The organism is Streptomyces sp. NBC_01176 (assembly GCF_045039825.1).
Taxonomy (GTDB): Bacteria; Actinomycetota; Actinomycetes; order Streptomycetales; family Streptomycetaceae; genus Streptomyces.
On the sequence record NZ_CP108600.1, the window covers coordinates 6521357 to 6542906 of the forward strand.

At 72.6% G+C, this 21550-nt stretch carries 12 protein-coding genes and 3 tRNA genes; 6 read left to right on the forward strand and 9 right to left on the reverse strand.

Translation table 11 applies throughout. The features are described 5' to 3' along the window. The first annotated feature begins 1 nt into the window (after position 1). A complete protein-coding gene (gene dnaG, locus OG199_RS28135; RefSeq protein WP_405831828.1) occupies positions 2-1912 on the forward strand; it encodes a DNA primase in 1911 nt (636 codons plus the stop codon). A 248-nt stretch (positions 1913-2160) separates the two neighbouring features. Beyond that, positions 2161-3474 carry an RNA polymerase sigma factor gene (locus tag OG199_RS28140; protein ID WP_405831830.1) on the forward strand — a complete coding sequence of 438 codons (1314 nt, stop codon included), beginning with the start codon at positions 2161-2163 and terminating at the stop codon, positions 3472-3474. A 96-nt stretch (positions 3475-3570) separates the two neighbouring features. Here OG199_RS28140 and OG199_RS28145 read toward each other — a convergent pair whose 3' ends face one another. The 4 genes from OG199_RS28145 to OG199_RS28160 form a co-directional block, all read right to left on the reverse strand. After that, entirely contained in the window at positions 3571-5499 is a 1929-nt protein-coding gene (locus tag OG199_RS28145; protein ID WP_356808878.1) for an ABC transporter ATP-binding protein, read from the reverse strand. Then, a complete protein-coding gene (locus tag OG199_RS28150) occupies positions 5499-7232 on the reverse strand; it encodes an ABC transporter ATP-binding protein (protein ID WP_356808877.1) in 1734 nt (577 codons plus the stop codon). Before OG199_RS28150 ends, OG199_RS28145 begins: the two co-directional genes overlap by 1 nt. Before the next feature lie 204 nt (positions 7233-7436). Beyond that, positions 7437-8891, reverse strand: a complete 1455-nt coding sequence (locus OG199_RS28155) for an FGGY family carbohydrate kinase (protein WP_405831832.1) — start codon at positions 8889-8891, stop codon at positions 7437-7439. A gap of 171 nt (positions 8892-9062) precedes the next feature. After that, complete coding sequence (locus tag OG199_RS28160; protein WP_356808876.1) at positions 9063-9368, reverse strand: YtxH domain-containing protein; 306 nt, start codon at positions 9366-9368, stop codon at positions 9063-9065. Positions 9369-9513: 145 nt separating this feature from the next. Here OG199_RS28160 and OG199_RS28165 point away from each other — a divergent pair. From OG199_RS28165 to OG199_RS28175, 3 genes are all read left to right on the forward strand, one after another. After that, positions 9514-9586, forward strand: a tRNA-Asn gene (locus OG199_RS28165). A 5-nt stretch (positions 9587-9591) separates the two neighbouring features. After that, positions 9592-9664, forward strand: a tRNA-Asn gene (locus tag OG199_RS28170). A 165-nt stretch (positions 9665-9829) separates the two neighbouring features. Further along, a tRNA-Ile gene (locus OG199_RS28175) sits at positions 9830-9903 on the forward strand. 532 nt (positions 9904-10435) lie between these two features. Here the strand turns inward: OG199_RS28175 and OG199_RS28180 are convergent. The 3 genes from OG199_RS28180 to OG199_RS28190 form a co-directional block, all read right to left on the reverse strand. Further along, positions 10436-11185: an SDR family NAD(P)-dependent oxidoreductase gene (locus tag OG199_RS28180; protein WP_405831834.1), complete on the reverse strand. Its 750-nt coding sequence runs from the start codon at positions 11183-11185 to the stop codon at positions 10436-10438. A gap of 174 nt (positions 11186-11359) precedes the next feature. Then, the gene (locus OG199_RS28185; protein WP_405831836.1) at positions 11360-12913 is read right to left on the reverse strand and encodes a GAF domain-containing protein; all 1554 of its coding nucleotides are present in this window, start codon (positions 12911-12913) and stop codon (positions 11360-11362) included. A gap of 56 nt (positions 12914-12969) precedes the next feature. Next, a complete protein-coding gene (locus tag OG199_RS28190) occupies positions 12970-14007 on the reverse strand; it encodes a rod shape-determining protein (RefSeq protein WP_153290745.1) in 1038 nt (345 codons plus the stop codon). Positions 14008-14439: 432 nt separating this feature from the next. Here OG199_RS28190 and OG199_RS28195 point away from each other — a divergent pair, with 432 nt between their 5' ends. Continuing rightward, positions 14440-18072 (forward strand): S8 family serine peptidase, encoded by a 3633-nt coding sequence (locus tag OG199_RS28195; protein WP_405831838.1) that lies wholly within the window; start codon positions 14440-14442, stop codon positions 18070-18072. Between the two features lie 64 nt (positions 18073-18136). On the opposite strand, the gene OG199_RS28200 is transcribed toward OG199_RS28195, so the two are convergent. Further along, on the reverse strand, positions 18137-19477 hold the full coding sequence (locus tag OG199_RS28200) for a carboxyl transferase domain-containing protein (protein ID WP_405831840.1): 1341 nt from the start codon (positions 19475-19477) through the stop codon (positions 18137-18139). After that, positions 19470-21026, reverse strand: coding sequence for an acyl-CoA synthetase (locus OG199_RS28205; protein ID WP_356808913.1), 1557 nt, complete (start codon positions 21024-21026; stop codon positions 19470-19472). The genes OG199_RS28200 and OG199_RS28205 overlap by 8 nt, the downstream gene beginning before the upstream one ends. Between the last annotated feature and the right edge of the window lie 524 nt (positions 21027-21550).

Sequence of the window (21550 nt, forward strand, 5' to 3'; positions counted from 1 at the left end):
CGTGGCTGGAAGGATCAACGACGAGGACGTGAAGGCTGTTCGGGACGCGGTCCCGATCGACGCCGTCGTCTCGGAGTACCTCCAGCTGCGCAACGCGGGCGGCGGCAACCTCAAGGGCCTCTGCCCCTTCCACGACGAGAAGTCACCGTCCTTCCAGGTCAGCCCGAGCAAGGGTCTCTTCCACTGCTTCGGCTGCCAGGAAGGCGGCGACACCATCACGTTCGTGATGAAGGTCGACCACCTCTCCTTCTCGGAGGCCGTCGAGCGCCTCGCCGGACAGGCGGGCATCACACTCCGTTACGAGGAGGGCGGGTACAACCCGTCCCACCAGCGCGGCGAACGCATCCGCCTGGTCGAGGCCCACAAGGTCGCCGCGCAGTTCTACATCGAGCAGCTCGACACCAGCCCCGAGGCCGACGCCGGCCGCAAGTTCCTCGCCGAGCGCGGCTTCGACCAGGCCGCCGCCGCGCACTTCGGCGTCGGCTACAGCCCGCAGGGCTGGGACCACCTCACCCGCCACCTCCGCGGCAAGGGCTTCTCCGACAAGGAGCTGCTCCTGTCCGGCCTCTCCCAGGAGGGCCGCCGCGGCCCCATCGACCGCTTCCGCGGACGCCTGATGTGGCCGATCCGCGACATCGGCGGCGAGGTCGTCGGCTTCGGCGCGCGCAAGCTGTACGAGGCGGACAACGGCCCGAAGTACCTCAACACCCCCGACACGGCGATCTACCGGAAGTCCCAGGTCCTGTACGGCATCGACCTCGCCAAGAAGGAGATCGCCAAGACCAGCCGCGCGGTCGTGGTCGAGGGCTACACCGACGTCATGGCCTGCCACCTGGCCGGGATCACGACCGCCATCGCGACCTGCGGCACGGCCTTCGGCAGCGACCACATCAAGATCCTCCGCAGGCTGCTGATGGACAACGGCTCGGCGCGTGTCATCTTCACCTTCGACGGCGACTCGGCCGGCCAGAAGGCGGCCCTGCGCGCCTTCGAGGACGACCAGAAGTTCGCCGCCGAGACCTACATCGCGGTCGCCCCGGACGGCATGGACCCCTGCGAACTGCGCCTCGCCAAGGGCGACGAGGCGGTCGCCGACCTCGTCGAACCGCGCACCCCGCTCTTCGAGTTCGCGCTGCGCCACATCGTCGCGCGCTACGACCTGGAGACCCCGGCCGGACGGGCGGCCGCCCTCGACGAGGCGGCCCCGGTCGTCGCCCGCATCAAGAACAGCGGCGCCCAGCACGAGGTCGCCGTGCAGCTCGCCGGCATGCTCGGCATCCTCGACACCCAGTTCGTGGTCAAGCGGGTGGCCCAGCTGGCCCGTTGGGCCCGCGACCGCGGCGGCAAGGGCCCGGCCGGACCGGCCCCCGCCGGACAGCGGCCCCAGCAGACGTACGCGGCCGTCCAGACACCGCGCGGCGGACCCGCGCTCAACCTCCGCAACCCCGTCTTCGCCACCGAACGCGAACTGCTCAAGCTCGCCCTCCAGCGCCCCGAGCTGGTCTCCCCGGCCTTCGACGCCTACGGGATCGACGAGTTCACCGCGCCGCCGTACGCCGCCGTACGCCAGGCGATCATGGAGGCGGGCGGCGCGGAGTACGGGGCCCAGGACCCCCAGGAGTACCTGGTCCTGGTCCGTGAGGCGGCCCCGGACAACACGGTGCGCGCCATGGTCACCGAGCTGGCCGTCGAGGCCATCATGCGCAGGACCGTCGACGAGACCTACGCCGGCGACCAGCTCGTCATGGTCCGCCGCCGTGCCGTCGAGCGCCGCGTCGTGGACGTCCAGGGCGCCCTGGCCCGCGCCAGCGCCCACGGCGACCCGGCCCAGCTGACCGCCGTGCAGAACGAGTTGTGGGTCCTCCAGCAGTACGGGCAGGCGCTGCGCGAACGGGGCGCGGAGGCGCTCTGAAGCCCGGCCCGGTCCGGGCCGCCGCCGCGCCGCGGGCCTCGCGCCCGCGGCCCGCACGCCACGGAAGCGACCCCGGCGCTCACGCCGTCCCCGGGGTGCTCGCCCCCCACATGCGCCTTTCCACAGGTTTCGCACGCCCGGCCCTGCGCACTCGTGCACGAGGGTAATCGCGCGGTCACGGACCGGACGCAAAAAGTCACCGCACGCCCCTCGTGGCGGCGATGTGTCGTACTCCACACTGGGTTCCGGTGCCTGAGTCCTCGGAGCGCGGCCGACCCGCACGCGGCGGGTTCCCGATACCCGCCGTTCCGCCAAACGACTACGGGATGGACAGCGGCGAGGCCGCCGACCCCATCCCCGACGTACCGCTGCCGCACGTCTCAGCAGCGACATTCCTGGAGGTCGCCCCCGTGCAGACCCAGACCCTGACACAGACCGACAACCCCACGGACACGGACGCGGAGCCCGGCGTCGGCGCGGCGCTCCCCCCGCAGAGCCGTGCCGCGCACCACCCCGAGGCGGAGCCGGAAGCCCCGTCCGAGCCGGACGTCCCGTCCGAGCCGGACGGGCCGCCCACGGACGCGGTCGACGTCGAGACCGAGGCCCCCGAGCCCGTGGAGCCGCTCCGTACCCGCACCGCGGACACCGGCGGCCCCTCCTCCGACCTGTTCCGTCAGTACCTGCGCGAGATCGGCCGCATCCCGCTGCTCACCGCGGCCGAGGAGGTCGAACTCGCCCGCCGGGTGGAGGCCGGCCTCTTCGCCGAGGAGAGGCTGCGGCTCGCCTGCGACCTGGACAGCCAACTCGCCCTCGACCTCGACAAACTGGTCGTCATGGGCCGCATGGCCAAGCGTCGGCTGATCGAGGCGAACCTGCGGCTCGTGGTCTCGGTCGCGAAGCGCTACGTGGGCCGCGGCCTGACCATGCTCGACCTCGTCCAGGAAGGCAACCTGGGCCTGATCCGAGCCGTCGAGAAGTTCGACTACGCCCGCGGGTACAAGTTCTCGACGTACGCGACCTGGTGGATCCGGCAGGCCATGTCGCGGGCGCTGGCCGACCAGGCCAGGACCATCCGGGTCCCCGTCCACGTCGTCGAGCTGATCAACCGGGTGGTCCGCGTGCAGCGCCGCATGCTGCAGGAACGCGGCTACGAACCCACCCCCGAAGAGGTCGCCGCCCACCTCGACCTCCCCAGCGAGCGGGTCAGCGAAGTCCTGCGCCTCGCCCAGGAGCCGGTGTCCCTGCACGCCCCCGTGGGCGAGGAGGACGACGTGGCACTGGGTGACCTGATCGAGGACGGCGACGCGGCGTCGCCCGTCGAGTCCGCCGCGTTCCTCCTCCTGCGCGAGCACCTGGAGGCGGTCCTGTCCACGCTCGGCGAGCGGGAACGCAAGGTGGTCCAGCTCCGCTACGGTCTGGCGGACGGCCGCCCCCGCACCCTGGAGGAGATAGGCCGCATCTTCGGCGTGACACGCGAACGCATCCGCCAGATCGAGTCCAAGACCCTCAACAAACTGCGGGACCACGCCTTCGCGGACCAACTGCGCGGCTACCTCGACTGAGCACGCCTCCGCCGGTGCCGGACGAGGGAACGGGCAAAGGAGCGGGGAGGAGCGCTCGCGGCGGCGAGCACCCCTCCCCGGTCTCCCCGGCCCGGCCTAGTCGACCTCGGCCACCGCCTGGGCGAACTGCGCCTGGTACAGCCGCGCGTAGGCCCCGCCCGCCGCGAGCAGCTCCGCGTGCGCCCCCTGCTCCACGATCGACCCGTTCTCCATCACGAGGATGGTGTCCGCGTCCCGGATCGTGGAGAGCCGGTGTGCGATCACGAACGACGTCCGCCCGTGCGCCAGTTTGGCCATCGCCTTCTGGATCAGCACCTCGGTGCGGGTGTCGACGGAGCTGGTCGCCTCGTCGAGCACCAGGATCACCGGATCGGACAGGAACGCGCGCGCGATGGTGATCAGCTGCTTCTCACCCGCGCTGACCCCGCTTCCCTCGTCGTCGATGACGGTGTCGTAGCCGTCCGGCAGCGTCCGGATGAACCGGTCCGCGTGCGCCGCCCGCGCCGCCTCCTCGATCTCCCCGCGGGTCACGTCGCGCGAGGCCCCGTACGCGATGTTCTCCGCGATCGTGCCGCCGAACAGCCAGGTGTCCTGGAGCACCATGCCGATCCCGGACCGCAGTTCGTCCCGGGACATCGACGCGATGTCGACCCCGTCGAGCGTGATCCGGCCGCCCGTGACGTCGTAGAAGCGCATCAGCAGGTTCACCAGCGTCGTCTTGCCCGCACCCGTCGGGCCGACGATCGCCACCGTGTGTCCGGGCTCCACCTTCAGGGACAGGTCCTCGATGAGCGGCTTCTCGGGGTCGTAGCGGAAGGACACGTTGTGCAGCGCCACCCGCCCGCGCAACTCGTCCGGACGCGCCGCCGGGACGGGATCCGCCTCCTGCTCCTCCGCGTCCAGCAGCTCGAAGACGCGCTCCGCCGAGGCGACCCCGGACTGCACCATGTTCGCCATCGACGCGACCTGCGTCAGCGGCATCGAGAACTGCCGGGAGTACTGGATGAAGGCCTGCACATCGCCGATCGACAGCGTGCCCGACGCGACCCGCAGTCCGCCGACCACCGCGACCAGCACGTAGTTCAGGTTCGACACGAACATCATCAGCGGCTGCATGACCCCGCTGTTGAACTGCGCCTTGAACCCGGCCTCATAGAGCTTCTCGTTCTGCTCCGCGAACTGCGCGGCCGACTGCTCCTGGCGTCCGAACACCTTCACCAGCGTGTGACCGGTGTACATCTCCTCGATGTGCGCGTTGAGCTGGCCGGTGGTGCGCCACTGCTGCACGAAGTGCGGCTGCGAGCGCTTGCCGATGCGGGTGGCGACGAAGAAGGAGAGCGGGACGGTGACCAGCGCGACGAGCGCCAGCAGCCACGACACCCAGAACATCATCGCGAGCACACCCACGATGGTCAGCAGCGAGTTCACCAGCTGGCCCATCGACTGCTGGAGCGTCTGCTGGAGGTTGTCGAGGTCGTTGGTGGCCCGCGAGAGCACCTCGCCGCGCTGCCGCTTGTCGAAGTACGAGAGGGGCAGGCGCGACAGCTTCGCCTGCAGGTCCTCACGCATGTGGAAGACGGTCTTGTTGACGGCCCGGTTCACCAGGCGCGTCGCCACCGCCATCAGCAGTCCGGCCACCAGGAAGGTGCAGAGCGCGACCAGCAGTACGTTGCCGACGGCGCCGAAGTCGATGCCCTTGCCCGGGGTGAAGTCCGTCCCCGAGAGCATGTCGGCCATGCCGCCCTCGCCCCGCGCGCGCATGCCCGCGAGGACCTCGGCCTTGGTGGCCCCGGCCGGCATCTGCCGCCCGATGATCCCCGCGAAGACCAGGTCGGTGGCCTTGCCGAGGATCTTCGGTCCGACCACCGAGAGCCCCACGCTCAGCACGACCGCGCACAGCATGACGTACAGGGTCACGCGTTCGGGTCTGAACTGCGCCAGGAGCCGTTTTCCGGATCCCTTGAAGTCCAGCGAGCGCTGATCGGGGCCGCCCCCGGCCATCATGCGTCCCATGGGCCCGGCCATCAGGCGGCCTCCGCTTCCGTCAGCTGGGAGAGCACGATCTCCCGGTAGGTCTCGTTGTCCGCCATCAGTTCGTGGTGGCGTCCGGTGCCGACGACCCGGCCCTCGTCGAGGACCACGATGCGGTCGGCGTCACGGATGGTCGACACCCGCTGGGCGACGATCACCACGGTCGCCTCGGCGGTCTCCTCGGCGAGCGCGGCCCGCAGCGCCGCGTCCGTCGCGTAGTCGAGGGCCGAGAAGGAGTCGTCGAAGAGGTAGATCTCCGGGCGTTGCACGAGGGTGCGCGCGATCGCGAGGCGCTGGCGCTGACCGCCCGACACATTTGTGCCGCCCTGCGCGATCACCGAGTCCAGGCCGTTGTCCAGGTGTTCCACGAACCCCTTGGCCTGTGCCACCTCCAGGGCGTGCCACAGTTCCTCGTCGGTCGCGTCCGGATTGCCGTAGCGCAGGTTGCTCGCCACCGTGCCCGCGAACAGGTACGGCTTCTGCGGGACGAGCCCGACCGTCCTGGCCAGCAGCTGCGGCTCCACGCTCGCCACGTCCTCACCGTCCACCAGCACCTGGCCGTCGGTGGCGTCGAAGAGACGGGGGACCAGACCCAGGAGGGTCGACTTGCCGCTGCCCGTCGACCCGATCACGGCCGTCACCTCGCCCGGCCGCGCCACCAGATCGATGGACTTCAGCACCGGCTCCTCGGCACCCGGGTAGCGGAACCCGCCGCCGCGGATCTCCAGATGGCCGTGCCGACGCAGCTCCAGGACGGGCGCGGTGGGCGGCACGACGCTGGAGGAGGTGTCCAGGACCTCCTGGATGCGCTCGGCGCAGACCTCCGCGCGCGGCACCATCATGAACATGAAGGTGGCCATCATCACGGACATCACGATCTGCATCAGATAGGCGAGGAACGCGGTGAGGTCGCCGATCTGCATGCCGCCACTGGCGATGCGGTGGGCACCGAACCAGACCACGGCGATCGACGAGAGGTTCACGACGGTCATCACCATCGGGAACATCAGTGCGAGCATCCGGCCGGTGGCCAGGGACATCTTGGTCAGCTCGGTGTTCGCGCCCCGGAAGCGGTCCTTCTCGTAGTCGTCCCGGACGAAGGCGCGGATGACACGGTTGCCGGTGATCTGCTCGCGCAGCACCCGGTTCACGGTGTCCAGCCGCACCTGCATGGTCCGGAACAGCGGGCGCAGTCTGCGCACGATCAGCGTCACGCCGATACCGAGGATGGGCACGACGGCGACCAGGATCGCGGACAGCGGCACGTCCAGGCCGAGGGCGAGCACGATGCCGCCCACGCACATGATCGGCGCCGACACCAGCAGGGTGAACGTCATCAGTGCCAGCATCTGCACCTGCTGCACGTCGTTCGTGGTGCGGGTGATCAGTGACGGAGCGCCGAAATGACCGACCTCGCGCGCGGAGAACGACTGCACCCGGTCGAAGACGGCCGCGCGGATGTCCCGGCCGACGGCCGACGCCGTCCGGGCGCCGTAGTAGACGGCTCCGATGTTGCAGAAGACCTGGACCAGCGAGATCCCGATCATCAGGGCACCGAAGGACAGGATGTATCCCGTGTCCCCCTTGACCACGCCGTTGTCGATGATGTGCGCGTTCAGGGTCGGCAGGTAGAGGGTGGCGCAGGTCTGCAGGAACTGCAGGAACACCAGGAGGGCGATGGGTTTCTTGTACGGACTGAGGTAGGTCCGAAGCAGTCGTATGAGCACGCGGCTTCTCTCGGAGTCGTCGACGGCAGTGCGGTCGGTGGTGCACCACCCCCTATCGTCGGACACTCCACCCGCGTTACCCCAATCGATTAATCCAAGAGCGGACCAAGAGCCGACCGGAACCGGACCTTCGGACGTACGCCCGCGGCTCCCACGGGACTTCACCGCACGTCCCGGCTCTCCCGTGTGCCCCCCTGCGCGCCGTCACGCGCGAAACGCCCCAGGATGCGTCTGCTCCCGTACGGAGACGTACTGCTGCCGTACGGCCTGGCCCACCGCCAGTTCCTCACCCGGCTCCAGGATCTGGGCGACCGCACCCTGCCAGACGGGTGGCAGCCGGGGATCGAGGGTGCCCTGCGACACCCCGAGCGCCCAGGCCGCCTGGCGGGCCGCGCCCAGCGCCGCGTAGTCCGCGGGCTGCGGCACGACGACCTGCGCGCCGAACAGCGCGGGCGCCGCGGCCTGCACGGCCGGCAGCTCCGCGGCGGCCCCGAGCAGGAAGACCCGCCGGACGTCCACGCCCCGCCCGCGCAGGACGTCGAGCGCGTCCGCGAGCCCGCAGAGCATGCCCTCGAAAGCGGCCCGCGCCAGGTGCTCGGGCCGCATCGACTCGCGCCGCAGCCCGGCGAGAGTGCCCGCCGTGTGGGGGAGGTTCGGGGTCCGCTCGCCTTCCAGATAGGGCAGCAGGACCAGTCCGTGCGAGCCCGGCGTGGACTTCATCGCCAGCTCGGACAGGCTCTCCAGGTCGGGCAGGCCGAGCAGTTCGGCGGCGCCGCGCAGGGTCCGTACGGCGTTCAGCGTCGTCACCACCGGCAGATGAAGTCCGGTCGCGTCCGCGAGCGAGGTGATCATGCCGGAGGGATCGGCCAGCGCCTCGGTGTGTACGGCCATCACGGACCCGGAGGCGCCGAGGGAGACGACCGCGTCCCCGAGTCCGATGCCGAGCCCGAAGGCCGCCGCCATCGTCTCGCCGGTACCCGCCGAGATCAGCAGCCCTTCGGGGGTGGTGCCCGCGGCCTCGGACGGACCGAGCACCTCGGGCAGCGTGGCCTGGTGGCCCAGCGCGAGGTCGACGAGATCCGGCCGGTAGGCGCCGGTCGCCGCCGACCAGTAGCCGGTGCCGGAGGCCCCGCCGCGGTCGGTGGTCCGGCGCAGCGGGCGGCCGAGCAACTGCCACACCAGCCAGTCGTGCGCCTGGAGCAGCACGGCGGTGCGCTGGGCCGCGTCGGGTTCGTTCCTGTTCAGCCAGCGCAGCTTGGTCACCGGCTGCGCGGCCTGGGGGACGCAGCCCACGGCCTGGGCCCACGCCTCGCGGCCGCCGAGCGCGTCCACCAGGTCGGCGGCGGCGACCTGGGCCCGCCTGTCACCGCCGACCAGGGCGGGACGCACCGTGTTGCCCTGCGCGTCCAGCGGGACGAGCCCGTTCTGCTGTGCCGACACGCCGATGGCCTGCACGCCTTCGAGCAGGCCGCCGCCGGCGGCCTCGCCCAGGGACAGCAGCCACGCCTGCGGATCGACGTCGGAAGGGCGACCGCCGCTCTCGGTGCTCTCCACCGGGTGCGGCGCGTACCCCTGCCTGAGCACGGCGCCCGTGTCCGTGTCGCAGACGACGATGCGAGTGAAATCGGGTGAACTGTCCAACCCGGCGACTATCCCCATGGCGGAAATTCTGCCGTACCGCGGGAGGTGAGCGCGCCGGGCCGGGTGTCACCCCTGGTGAACACGGGTGCCCGGGGGCCCCTGAGGCCCCGGTGCGAGGGGCCCGACGCCTCTCGCACCGGGCTTTTCGGGCGATACGGCCATCCGGAGGCCCGGGTGCCGTCCGGAGGCTCAGGTGTTGGTGGTGCCCCAGTCGTCCGCGCCGGTGCCGTTGGTGTTCCGCTCGCGCAGGGAGCGGACCCGCTGGGTCACCGAGTCGGGCACGTGGTCGCCCATTTTCTCGCTCACCGCGTGGTACGCCTTGCCCGCGGCCTGGCGCCCCTGCTGGGCGGCGGTCTCCGCGGTGTTGCGCACCGCGGGGTTCTGCGCGATCTGCCGCGCGGACTTCTTCAGCTGTTCGTAGCGCTCGCGCCCGGCGCGTGTGCCCAGCACGTAACCCACGGCCAGTCCGGCGACGAATGTGAGCCGGTAGCGCATGACGGCCACCCTTCCCTTGCGTCGGCATCGGTGCGGGGGGAACCGATTGGCGGAGCACCCCCCTGCTTGCGCTAATGTATGTGTCGCAGCGAGCGCACGCCCCCTGGCGAATACCCAGGTAGGTGCGTTCGATGCAACGAGGCAATCCTCCGTAGCTCAATTGGCAGAGCAGCCGGCTGTTAACCGGCAGGTTACTGGTTCGAGTCCAGTCGGGGGAGCGCGATCTCCTGTAGCTCAATTGGCAGAGCAGCCGGCTGTTAACCGGCAGGTTACTGGTTCGAGTCCAGTCGGGAGAGCAACGGAAGAGGACCCCTCAGGGGTCCTTTTTCATGTCCGGGGGAACCGCGTGGCCGGCACCGAAGTCCTCATGGTCATGCGTTGCCGACCATCCGAAGCAGGAGATCGTATGAGCGGCTATGCTGCGGCAGACGGCGCGCACAAATGTGCGCGACGCGCCGTAAGGGGCGGTAGCTCAGCCGGTTAGAGCAGCGGACTCATAATCCGTCGGCCGTGGGTTCGAGTCCCACCCGCCCCACCCAGTGCCTGCGTAGCAGAACCGTTTCTATCTGTGGAAACGCGGTAACGGGAGTCGCAGCCCCGAGGCGGCGGTCCGCATTCATCCATCCGGACCAGGACCAGGTGGCCCCGCCGCGCACGGACGGCCGACCAATGGCCCGCAGACCCCCGTCGACGGCCGCACGGCCTTCTGTGACGGCGTGCCGGACACCGGCCGGGTGATCCTGATCCACTCGCCTCCACGCGCGTCCGGAGAGCGACCAGGTCGACCTCTCCGAGAGGGGGCGGGGCGACAGGGCCGGGCTCACTCCAACTGGTGAACGCCGCGTCCCGATTCCGGAACGTCGCGGCCGCGCAGGCTTCTCCGGCGAGGGCTCCGGGCGCCGGACCGTCGTCCTGTCCTTCCACGACACCGCCCCGGCGCCGGTCCGGGAGCGACGGGGGTCGCCTCACCGCCCGCCCGGCGGGAAAGGGCGGTCACGTGCTGACCGCCCGGCGCCGCACCCCGGTGGCGGCCACGTGCCGGCGGCCCGGCGCCGCACCCCCGCGCGCTACCGGCCCAGCGCCGCCCCGCCGTTGATGTGCAACAGCTGCCCCGTCAGATACGCCGCCTCGGGTGACGCCACGTACCGGACGGCCGCGGCGATCTCCGAGGGGTGACCCGGCTGCCCCGTCAGGGACTGCGCGACCCGCGACGCCACGAACTCCGGGGTAGCGCGGTCGCCGAAGAACTCCGTGTCGCCGACGAAGCCGGGGGCGACCGCGTTGACGGTGATGCCCTCGGAGCCGACGCGCTGGGCGAGGTCGTAGGTGTACGTGTTGACCCAGCCCTTGGAGCCGCCGTACGACCCCGGGCCGCGCAGCGAGGCGATGGAGGAGAGCTGCACGATGCGGCCGCCGGGCCTGCGGATGTGGGGGAGCAGGGCCTCGGTGAGCAGCACGGCGGTCAGGACGTTGGCGTCGAAGTTGCGGCGGTAGCCGTCCGCGATGGAGGCGAGGGTGCCGTCGTGCGCGGCGGCCGCGTTGCCGCCCGCGTTGGCGACCAGCACGTCCACCGGAGTCCCGTCCGCCGTGACGAAGTCCCTCACGGTGCCGACCTGTTCGGGGTCGGAGAGGTCCGCCGCGCACCAGGTCGCCGTCGACTCCCCGAACCGGCTGTTCAGCGCGTCGGCCGCCTTGCGCAGGACCTCCTCGCGGCGGCCGAGGAGCACCAGCCGGTCCCCGTCCGCGGCGAACGCCTCCGCCGTCGCCAGGCCGATCCCGGTGCCACCACCGGACACCACCACGCGCCGCTGGGTCATGGCCACCCCGTCCTCACCCTCGTCCTGTTCCGCGCTCGTCCGGTCCCTCGCGTCCGCGGATGTGAATCAGGGTCATGTCCGCGCACGCGAGAGGTGACGGTACGGAGGCCGGGGTGAGGCGTCAAGCGCCGCGGGGAAAGGCGCAGTTGACGTGAGGGGTGACCGGCCGGGCGTTCACACGGGCGACTGCCACACGACCGTCGTCCCCGCACGGCCGCCCTCCGTGTCCGCGTCCCTCGTGTCCGCGCCCCCCGCGTCCCCCATGTCCGCGTCCCCCGCGTCCCCGCCCTCCGTGTCCCCTCCGCCCGCGCCGCTCCCCCTCGTGTCGCCGTCGTCGGACACCGTCAGCCGTACCCCGGCCCGCCCGTCCGGAAGGCTCGTCGTCGCGTCCACCGTGACCTCGACGCGGGACACCCCGGAGCGTCCCGCGGCGGAGGCGAGGGCGCGGCGCAGGGCCACGAGCAGGTGGCCGACGACCGGTTCCGGCACAAGTGCCTCCACCGCGCCGGTGAAACGGGTGGACGGCTGGAAACCCAGGGCCGCCGCCGCGCCCGCCGTCTCGCGCAGCACCTTGCCGCGCAGGGTGGTGGGGGCGTCGGCGGGCGGCTGCTGGAGGGCGAAGATCGCGGTGCGGACCTCCTGGACGGTGGACTGCAGTTCGTCGACGGCCCGGCCCAGGATCTCGCGCACCTCGGCGTCGGCCTCCCCGGAGCTGCGCCGCTGTGTGGACTCCAGCATCATGCCGGTGGCGAAGAGCCGCTGGACGACCAGGTCGTGCAGGTCGCGGGCGATCCGGTCGCGGTCCTCGTAGACCGCCAGCCGCTCCCGGCTGTGCTGGGCGTCCGCGAGGACCAGCGCCAGCGCGGCCTGTGAGGCGAACTGCGCGGCGAGCAGCCGTTCCGCCGCGCTGTACGGGCGGCCGCCGCGGCCCCGGGGCAGGCCGAGCGTGCCGATGAGACGGCCGCCCGACTGCAGCGGCAGCATCATGTTCGGCCCGAACCGGTGTCGTACATGCGTGGTCAGCCGCGGGTCGGTCGCCGAGTCGTCGATGAACACCGGCTCGCCGCCCAGAAGTTGGGCCAGCAGGGGACTGCCCGGCTCGATCGTGGTGCCGACGAAGTCACCGGGGTCGGCACAGCCGTCGGGGGTGGCGGCGGCCACGATCTCCATGCCGCCCCGGTCCGTGGGCTGCAGGATGAGGCCGGCCGAGGCGTCGGCGAGGATCCGGGCCCGTTCGGCGACGGTCAGCAGCGCGTCGGCGGCGTCCTCCCCGGTGAGCAGCGCGGTGGTGACGGCCGCCGCGCCCTCGATCCACCGCTCGCGCTGCCGGGCCGTCTCGTACAGCCGGGCATTGCCGATCGCGACGCCGGCCTGGGTCGCCAGCACCCGCAACAACTGCTCGTCCTCGTCCGTGAACGGACCGGCGCGCTTCCCGGCGACGTACAGGTTCCCGAACACCGTCTCGTCCACGAGGATGGGGACGCCCAGGGTGTCGTCGGACCGCTCATCGGGGCTTCGGTCCGGTCCGGCCGCCGCCGGCCGAGCCGTACGGATCTCCAGCGGTCCCGCGTCGCCCGGCTCGGCCATGTCCAGCGCCGCGCCGCTGGCTCCCGTCAGTTCGGCGGCGGCATCCACGATGTGCTGGAGCGTGGCCCGCAGTTCGAGGTCGGACCCGACGCACAGGACGGCTTCCACGAGGGCCGGCAGACGGGGGACGGGGTCGGTCATACGGGCCCCTCGGAGGTCGGGGGACGGGGGTCGACCTGTCCCGGGCGGGCCGGCCGTCAGCCCGGCAGCGGCTCCAGCGTCAGCGGTTCGATCTTGCCCTCCAGCATGTAACCCAGGCCCTGCACCGCGCACACGTCCGGCCGCTCGGCGATGTGCACCGGCATGCCCGTCGCGTGCCGCAGCATCTGGTCGAGTCCCGGGAGCAGCGCGCTGCCGCCGACCATCATGATCCCGCGGTCGGCGAGGTCGGCCACCAGATCCGGCGGACAGGCCCGCAGCACCTTCCCGATCCCGTCGAGGACGGCGGTCAGCGGGGTCTGGATGGCATCGCGCACGGCGGCGGTGTCGACCTGCACCGAGCGGGCGAGGCCGGTCGCCACGTCCCGCCCGTGGATCTCCGTGGACGTCGGGCCGTGCGGGGTGAGCCCGTTGCCGGACAGGGCGAGCTGGAGCGGCCGTACGGACTGCGACGGAAGCATCAGCTCGTGCTGGTGGCGCAGGTGCTGCACGATCGCGCGGTCCACGGCCTCGCCGCCCACCGGAATGCGTTCGGCGGTCACGATGGAGCCCAGGGACAGCACGGCGACCTGGGTGGCGGCGGCACCGCACACCATGATCATGGTGGCCTCCGGCCGCTCGACCGGCAGCCCGCAGCCCACCGCCGCGGCGATCAGCGTGTCGACGAGCTCCACCCGCCTCGCCCCGAGTCCGACGAGCGTCTCGATCGTCGCGCGCTGCGCCAGCGGGTCCGCGTCGTGCGGCGTGCAGGCGGCGGCGCGCAGCCGCGGCTTGCGGCGCAGAGTGCGGCGCACCTTGTCACCGAGCAGCTGGCGCAGCATGCGCTGGGCCATCTCGATGTCGACGACCGTCCCGCCGGACACCGGCCGCATCACCCGGATGTAGTCGGGGGTGCGGCCCGTCATCTTCTCCGCGAACTCACCGACCGCAATCAGCGCGCCGTTCTTCGTGTTGATCGCGGCGACGCTCGGCTGGTCGACGACCAGTCCCGCGCCCTTCACATACACACGTGTCCTGGCCGCGCCCAGGTCGACGGCGAAGTGGCAGCGGCGCAGCTGCTCCAGACTGGCGGTCATGGCGGGTCCTCCCGAGAGCAGACCGTCGGGCTCCGCCTCTTGGCGGTCCCTTCTCGCATCGTCCGCTCAAGAGGGCCGGGGCGCCTTCCGAGAGGGGCCGGGCGGGGTACCGCCGAACGGGTGACGCCGGGCGGTACCCGGCGCCCGGCCGGCGGGGGGACCGGGCTCGTACGACCGTGGCCCCGCTTCCCGGCGCGCGTACAGATGTCCCCCGTCCTCGCAACCGGTGCCGCTCCCCGGGCCGCCGCAAGTCGCGTCGATGTCCTGCTTTCCGCGGCTCGGCCCGGCTCGTCCCGGGCCGTCCCGGCCCGTCCTGGCGGGAAGCCGCCAGGGCGCCTTCCCGCCACGACCGGTCAACTCCCCCGCAACACAAGGCCCCCGACACTCTTCGCAGCACCGGAGCCATCACGTGCCGACGAGGAGAGGGCATCGATGACCAGAGGACCAGCGAGACGCGGGGCGGCACTGCTGTCGGCCGGGCTCGTGCTCGCCGCGTTGCCCATGGGGCGGGCGGACGCGGCGGGGGCCGCGGGGACGGGAACCGCGCCGAAGAGCCCCGCCACGGTACGGACCGTCACCCTCGTCACCGGCGACCGGGTGACCGTCACCGACCTCGGCGGCGGGAAGAGGACGGTGACGGTCGAGCGGCCCGCGGGGGCCACCGGGGCGGTGCGCACCCAGGTGACGAACGGCGCCGTCACCGTCGTACCCGACGAGGCGCTGCCCTACCTGCGGGCGGGCACCCTCGACCGACGGCTGTTCGACGTGAGCGAGCTGATACGCCAGGGGCTCACCGACCGTACGACGCACCGACTGCCGCTGATCGTCACGTACGACAAGAAGACGTACGACAGAGCGGCGCGTACGGCCGCCCCGCGCGGTTCGGAGCGCACGCGGGAGCTGCCCAGCATCCGGGGCGCCGCCCTCACCGCGGACAAGGGGCGCACCTTCTGGGAGTCCCTGACCCGGCAGGCCGGTCTCGGCAAGGTCTGGCTCGACGGCCGGGTCCGGGCGGAGATGGCCGAGAGCAACGCGCAGATCGGCACACCGCGGGCCTGGGAGGCCGGGCTCACCGGCAAGGGCGTCACGGTCGCCGTCCTCGACACGGGGGTCGACGTCACCCACCCCGACCTGGCCGGGCGGGTCTTCGCGACCAAGAGCTTCATCGAGGGGCAGGAGGTCGCCGACCGCAACGGGCACGGCACGCACGTGACCTCGACCGTCGGCGGCAGCGGCGCGGCCTCCGACGGCAAGGAGCGGGGCGTCGCGCCCGGTGCCGCGCTCGCCGTCGGCAAGGTGCTCAGCGACCAGGGCTCGGGCAGCGACTCGCAGATCATCGCGGGCATGGAGTGGGCCGCCCGGGACGTGCACGCCAAGGTGATCTCCATGAGCCTCGGCTCGACCGAGCCCAGTGACGGCACCGACCCCATGGCGGAGGCGGTCGACGCGCTGTCCGAGGAGACGGGCGCGCTCTTCGTCGTCGCCGCCGGAAACACCGGTGCCCCCTCCTCCATCGGTTCGCCCGGCGCGGCCGACGCCGCGCTGACCGTCGGCGCCGTGGACTCCGACGACCAGCCGGCCTACTTCACCAGCGGTGGGCCGCGCTACGGCGACAACGCCCTCAAGCCCGACCTCTCCGCGCCGGGCGTCGACATCCTCGCGGCCCGCTCCGGGCTCGTCGACGGTGACGGCTACTACACGTCCATGAGCGGTACGTCGATGGCGACGCCGCACGTCGCGGGGGTCGCCGCGCTGCTCGCCGAACGGCACCCCGACTGGTCCGGTGCCCGGCTCAAGGACGCGCTGATGTCGACGTCGAAGCAACTCGACGCGTCCGGATACCTGTTGGGCGCGGGCCGGGTGAGCGTGCCGGACGCGGTGGACGCCCGGGTCACCGCCACCGGAAGCGCCGATCTGGGCTTCTACGGCTGGCCCTACGACACGAACGAGCCGGTCACGAAGACCGTGACGTACACCAACTCCTCCGACACAGACGTGGAGTTGAGCCTCTCCGTGCGGGGCGCCGCCGACGGGGTCGCCACGCTCGCCGACTCCACGCTCACCGTCCCCGCGCACGGGACCGCGTCCACGACGGTGACGGGCGACGGCTCGAAGGCCCCGGTGGGCGACACCTCCGGCCAGATCGTCGCGTCGGCGGACGGCGCGCCCGTCGCGCACACCGTGTTCGGGCTGGTCAAGGAGGAGGAGCGGTACACGCTCACCGTCCACGTCAAGGACCGGGACGGAGCTCCCACGGCCGCCGACCTCGCGGTGCAGCGGTTCGCCGCGGGTGTCGACCCCTACTCCGCCGCGGTCGGCGACTCCGGCACCCTGAAGCTCCGGCTGGTGCCGGGGACGTACGGTCTGACGTCCTTCCTCGACGTGCGGGGCAGCCACGGCGCCGACTCGCTCGGCCTGGGCTTCCTCGCGGCGCCGGAGATCACCCTCGACCGGAATCGTGAAGTCACCCTGGACGGGAGGCGGTTGCAGGAGATCAAGGCGAAGGTCGACCGGCGGACCGAGACCCGGCAGCTGCTCATGGAGTACGACCGGAACGCGGGCGGCTCCGATCGGTCCGGCGCCGTCCAGGTGCCCGTCATGTACGACAGCGTGTTCGCCGCGCCGACGCCGAAGGTGACCCAGGGCGGCTTCGAGTACCGGACGGTGTGGCGGCTGGGCAAGCCGTTGCTGGAGGTCGAGGGCGTCGGTGAGGCCGTGGTCCAGCCCGGTGGCACCCTGATCGAGGGGCACAGCAGGCTGCCCCTGGTCGACGTCGGGACCGGGCCGTTCACGGGAGTGCGCGGCAAGGCCGTCCTCGCGCGGCTCGGCGAGGGGGTCGAACCCGCCGCGCTCGCCCAGGCCGCCCAGGACGCCGGCGCCAAGGCCCTGTTCGTGACCGACGACGCGGCCGGGCGGCTCAACGCCTGGTTCGGCACGGACGACAACGCGGACCGGCCGCTGCAGATCGCCACGGTGAACACGGCGGACGCGACCCGGCTGCGGGCGCTCGGACACGTCGGGATGACCGGCACACGCAACACGCCCTATATGTACGACCTTTCGCAGGGCCACCCGGGCGCCGTCCCGCGGGGAGAGCTCACCTACCGGCCCGGCGCGCGTCAACTCGCCGAGCTGCACACCAGGTTCCACGGGTCGCGGCCGGCGGCGGGCAGCGAGTTCCGGTACTCGGTCACCGACACCTTCCCCGTCGGCATCGGTTTCCAGGAGCGGATCGACTACCCGGCCGAGCGGACCGACTACGTCTCCACGGAGGCGGGGCAGCTGTGGCACGAGTCGGTGAACCTCGGGGCCGGCGCGCTGGAGGAGCGCAGCGGCCTGATCCACTACCGGGGCGGAACGCACCCGACGCTGAACTGGTTCAAGCCGGTCCTGCACCCATGGTTGGGCACCGGCCTCGGCTGGGGCCAGCAGCGCTCGGGCAACGTGATCCAGTTCAACACCCCCGGCTGGGGCGATTCGGGGCCCGACCACACCGGCTTCGGCGACGTGTGGAGCGAGGACTCCGGGATGACCCAGGTCACCGGCGTGTACCAGGACGGCACCCTGGTGGACCGGCGCACGAGCTCGGGCGCGTACGTCTGGGACGCGCCGGCCGACGAGCACACCTACAAGGTCGTCACGGACACCACGCTCGACCCCGGGCGCTGGACCCTGTCGACGAAGGGCCACTCCGAGTGGACCGTGCGCTCCGCGGCCACCCCCGACGACCGCTGGACCTTCCTGCCGCTGATCAACCTCGCGTACGACGTCGACACCGACCTCGCGGGCACGGTGCGCGGCGGGGCCCGGGTGCAGGTCGGGATCCACGCCGGGTACGTGGCGGGCGCGACGGACACCGGGACCCTCGGCGGCGGCAGGCTGGAGGTGTCGTACGACGACGGGGCCACCTGGCGGACGGTCCGGCTCACGGGTGCACAGGCCTCCTGGAAGGGGACGCTGGACGTGCCCCGGGACGCCCGGTTCATCTCGCTGCGGGCCTTCGCCCGGGACGACCGGGGCGGCTCGGTGAGCCAGGAGACCGTCCGGGCGGTGGGGGTGCGGTAGCGGGCCCCCACGGTGCGGGCGGCGCCGGTTCCCCTGGGAGAGGGAGCCGGCGCCGCCCGCGCGTTCACTTCCCCGGGTGCTCCGCTATGCCCCGTACGACCCCCAGGTCCACCAGGTCCTGCGGCCGGATGCGGAGCTGGTCCGCCGTGGCGCGCACCTCGCTCGCCGGACGCTTGAGGATCGCCGCCGCCAGCTCCGGCGCGATGACGGAGAAGTAACTGTCCGGCGTGGCCCAGGTGTTGCCCGGCGCGGCCAGGGCGAGGGCGCCGCCCGAGCCGCCCTCGCCGATCACCAGCGTGGTGACCGGAGTACGGGCGGCGGCCACCGCGGCGAACAGGTCCGCGATCGCGGAGCCCGCGCCCTGCCGCTCGGCCCGCGCGTCGTTGGCGGCACCCGGAGTGTCCACCAGCGTCAGCACCGGGATGCCGAGCCGGCCCGCGAGACGGATCAGCCGTGCCGCGGTGCGATACCCGGCCGGACGGGTCGCGGTCCCGCACTGCGCCGCGTACGCGACCGTCCGCCCGTCGGGCCCGGAGCCGAACCCGCACAGCAGGCCGGCGTCGGTGCCGCCGCAGCGATCGCCGGAGATCGCCGCGCGGCGGCTGAAGTAGGCGTCCAAGTAGGCCTCGGCGCGCGGGCGTCGGGGCGAGCGGGCCCGGTCGACGGCGTCCCAGCCGGTGGCCGGCAGACCGGCCGCGCCGAGGGCGGCCGGCACCGGCGCGGCCTCGGGGGACGGGTCGCCGAGCAGGGCCAGCCACAGCGCCAGCGTCTCCCGCAGCTCCCCCTCCGGTACGACGGCGTCCACCGCGCCCGCCGCGACCTGGGCCTCCGCCGTGTACGCCGCCGGGTCCGCGCCGGGCGGGCGGACCCGGGAGCCCGCGAAACCCACCTGGGCGCCGGGCAGCGCCAGGGTGACGTCGCAACCCGCGCCCAGCGTGGCCCAGCCGCCCCCCGTCGTCGGATCCCGCACCACCGCGATCTGCGGCAGCCCGGCCTCCCGGGTCAGCGCCGACTGCCGTGCCACCCGCTGGAGCTGGGTGAGCGCGAGCATGCCCTCCTGCATCCGGCTGCCGCCCGTCGCGACCAGCGAGACGACCGGCAGCCGGTGTTCCCGGGCGTGGGCGTACGCGGCTTCCAGACGGTCGCCGGTGCGTGCGCCGAGCGAGCCGCCGAGGAAGCCGAACTCGAAGGCGATCAGTGCGACCCGGGTGCCGCCGACGACCGCGCTGCCGCAGACCACGGACTCGTCCTCGCCGGTGCGGGCGGCGGCACGGGAGCGTGCCTCGTCGTACCCCTGCCAGGACAGCGGGCCGTCCGGCTCGAAATGCCTCATCGGCACCCGGAGTTCGGTGAACTCGTCGGTGACGAGGGCGATGGCCTCGCGGGCCGGGAAGCGGTCAGTCATGCGTGACGTCGTTCGGGCGGGAGTTCGCGAGGGCGTCCGGGAGCGCTCGCTTCAGGATCTTGCCCATGTCGTTGCGGGGCAGGGCGGACAGGAAGCGCACCGTGCGCGGGCGCTTGTGCGGGGCGAGACGGCGGGCCACGTGGTCGGCGAGTTCGCGGTCGAGGCCCGGGGCGGGGGCGTCCACCGGCACCACCCAGGCCACGATCCGCTCGCCCAGGTCGTCGTCGGGCTCCCCGGTGACGGCGGCCTCGCGCACGGCGGGGTGTTCCAGCAGCGCGTTCTCGATCTCACCGGCGCCGATCTTGTAACCGCCGCTCTTGATCAGGTCGGTGGCCTTGCGGCCCACGATGCGTACGCATCCGTCGGCGTCGCGCACCGCCATGTCACCCGTGCGGAACCAGCCGTCCGCGGTGAACGCGGCGGCGGTGGCGTCGGGCCGGTTCAGGTACTCGGTGAACAGGTTCGGCCCGCGCACCTGGATCTCGCCCACGCTCTCGCCGTCGTAGGCGCCGGTGGGGTTGCCCTCGGTGTCGTACGAGCCGGTCGGGGTGCCGTCCGCGTCGTACGAGGCGAGCGTCGAACCGTCCTCCTCGACCAGCCGCAGCCCGACGCCCGGCAGCGGCACCCCGACGGTCCCGGGCCGTGCCGGACCGTCCACCCGGACGCTGGTGTTCATGAGGGTCTCGGTCATGCCGTACCGCTCGACGACCCGCCGACCGGTCGCCGCCGTGATCCGCTCGTGGTCGTGCACCGGCAGCGCGGCGGAACCGGAGACCAGCAGCCGCGCCCGGCCGAGCGCCTTGGCCAGCTCCGTGTCCTCGGCCAGCGCCTCGGCGAGTCGGTGGTACATCGTCGGCACCCCGAACAGCATGGTCGCTCCCGAGTTCAGCTCGCGCGTGACGCCCTCCGCGCTGAACCGCCCCAGGTGCCGCACGGCCCCGCCGCGCCGCAACGGCCCGAGGACGCCCAGGATCAGCCCGTGCACATGGAAGAGCGGCAGCCCGTGCACGAGCACGTCGTCGCCCGTCCACTGCCAGGCGTCGGCCAGCGCGTCCAGGGTCGAGGCGATCGCGCGACGCGGGACGACGGCGCCCTTGGGTGGACCCGTGGTGCCGGAGGTGTAGACGACGAGGGCCGGGGCGGCGGGGTCGTCCGGCTCGTCGGGGTGCTCCGGGACGACCCCGCCCGCGAGGTGCGTCACGACGTCGATGCGCTCCAACTCCCGTACGGGCGAGGGGAGGTCGTCCCCCTCCCCGGCGAGCACCAGCGACGGCGCGCTGTCGGACACGATGTGCCCCAGCTCGCCCTCGCCCGACTTGGGGTTGAGGGGCACGGCGGGCACCCGGGCGAGCAGCGCGGCCACCACCCCGACGGCCGTCTCCAGGGACGGCGTCGCCCACACGGCGATCCGTTCCCGGCCTTCCAGGCGCGCGGCCAGCGCGCCCGCGGAGGCGGCGAGTTCCGCGTACGTCAGGGACCGGTCGCCGAAGCGAAGGGCGGGCCGCCGTGCGGTCGAACCGCTGACCAGGGCCGGAAAGAGGGAGGACACGCGGGGTGCTCCTTGCCAGTAGGGACGTTCTGCCGGTGACAGTCAGAACCGTTCCTACACCAGGGCGCGGGAAACCTGCCGGAGCCCGCGACCGGCGGAGCGCGAGGCAGATCACACCGGCCGGGAGTCCGCACCCGACCTCGCACGACGACCAGCGCCCGGACCGGTTCGCCGCCCGCACGAAGGCGCGCGCAGAGAACCCGAACCAGGACCCGCACCGGGACGCGCCGGTGCCCCGCACGAGGTCGCGCACCCGGACGCGCTCGGCGATTCGCACCAGGGCTCGCACCAGGACCCCGTACGAAGAAGACGTGCACGAGGACGCGCGTCGACGTTCGCGCGAGGGCGCGTGCCGGCCCGTGCGCCGGGACGTCCGGGCGGCGGGGTGGTCACGTCGTTCCCGAACCGGGAACGACCGTGCGGAAAACCATGGCGTGGGACGATCCGGGCCCGTAGTCTCGCCCACGGCGCGACCATTTGACGGATCAACCGCCACGACATCACGGGGCGGTGGGTCGACGGCG

Coding starts and splice junctions, on each gene's coding strand:
- OG199_RS28145 (WP_356808878.1), bottom strand. CDS start 5,499: ATGGCCGGGCCCATGGGACGCATGATGGCCGGGGGCGGCCCCGATCAG.
- OG199_RS28155 (WP_405831832.1), bottom strand. CDS start 8,891: ATGGGGATAGTCGCCGGGTTGGACAGTTCACCCGATTTCACTCGCATC.
- OG199_RS28180 (WP_405831834.1), bottom strand. CDS start 11,185: ATGACCCAGCGGCGCGTGGTGGTGTCCGGTGGTGGCACCGGGATCGGC.
- OG199_RS28190 (WP_153290745.1), bottom strand. CDS start 14,007: ATGACCGCCAGTCTGGAGCAGCTGCGCCGCTGCCACTTCGCCGTCGAC.
- OG199_RS28160 (WP_356808876.1), bottom strand. CDS start 9,368: ATGCGCTACCGGCTCACATTCGTCGCCGGACTGGCCGTGGGTTACGTG.
- OG199_RS28195 (WP_405831838.1), top strand. CDS start 14,440: ATGACCAGAGGACCAGCGAGACGCGGGGCGGCACTGCTGTCGGCCGGG.
- OG199_RS28185 (WP_405831836.1), bottom strand. CDS start 12,913: ATGACCGACCCCGTCCCCCGTCTGCCGGCCCTCGTGGAAGCCGTCCTG.
- OG199_RS28200 (WP_405831840.1), bottom strand. CDS start 19,477: ATGACTGACCGCTTCCCGGCCCGCGAGGCCATCGCCCTCGTCACCGAC.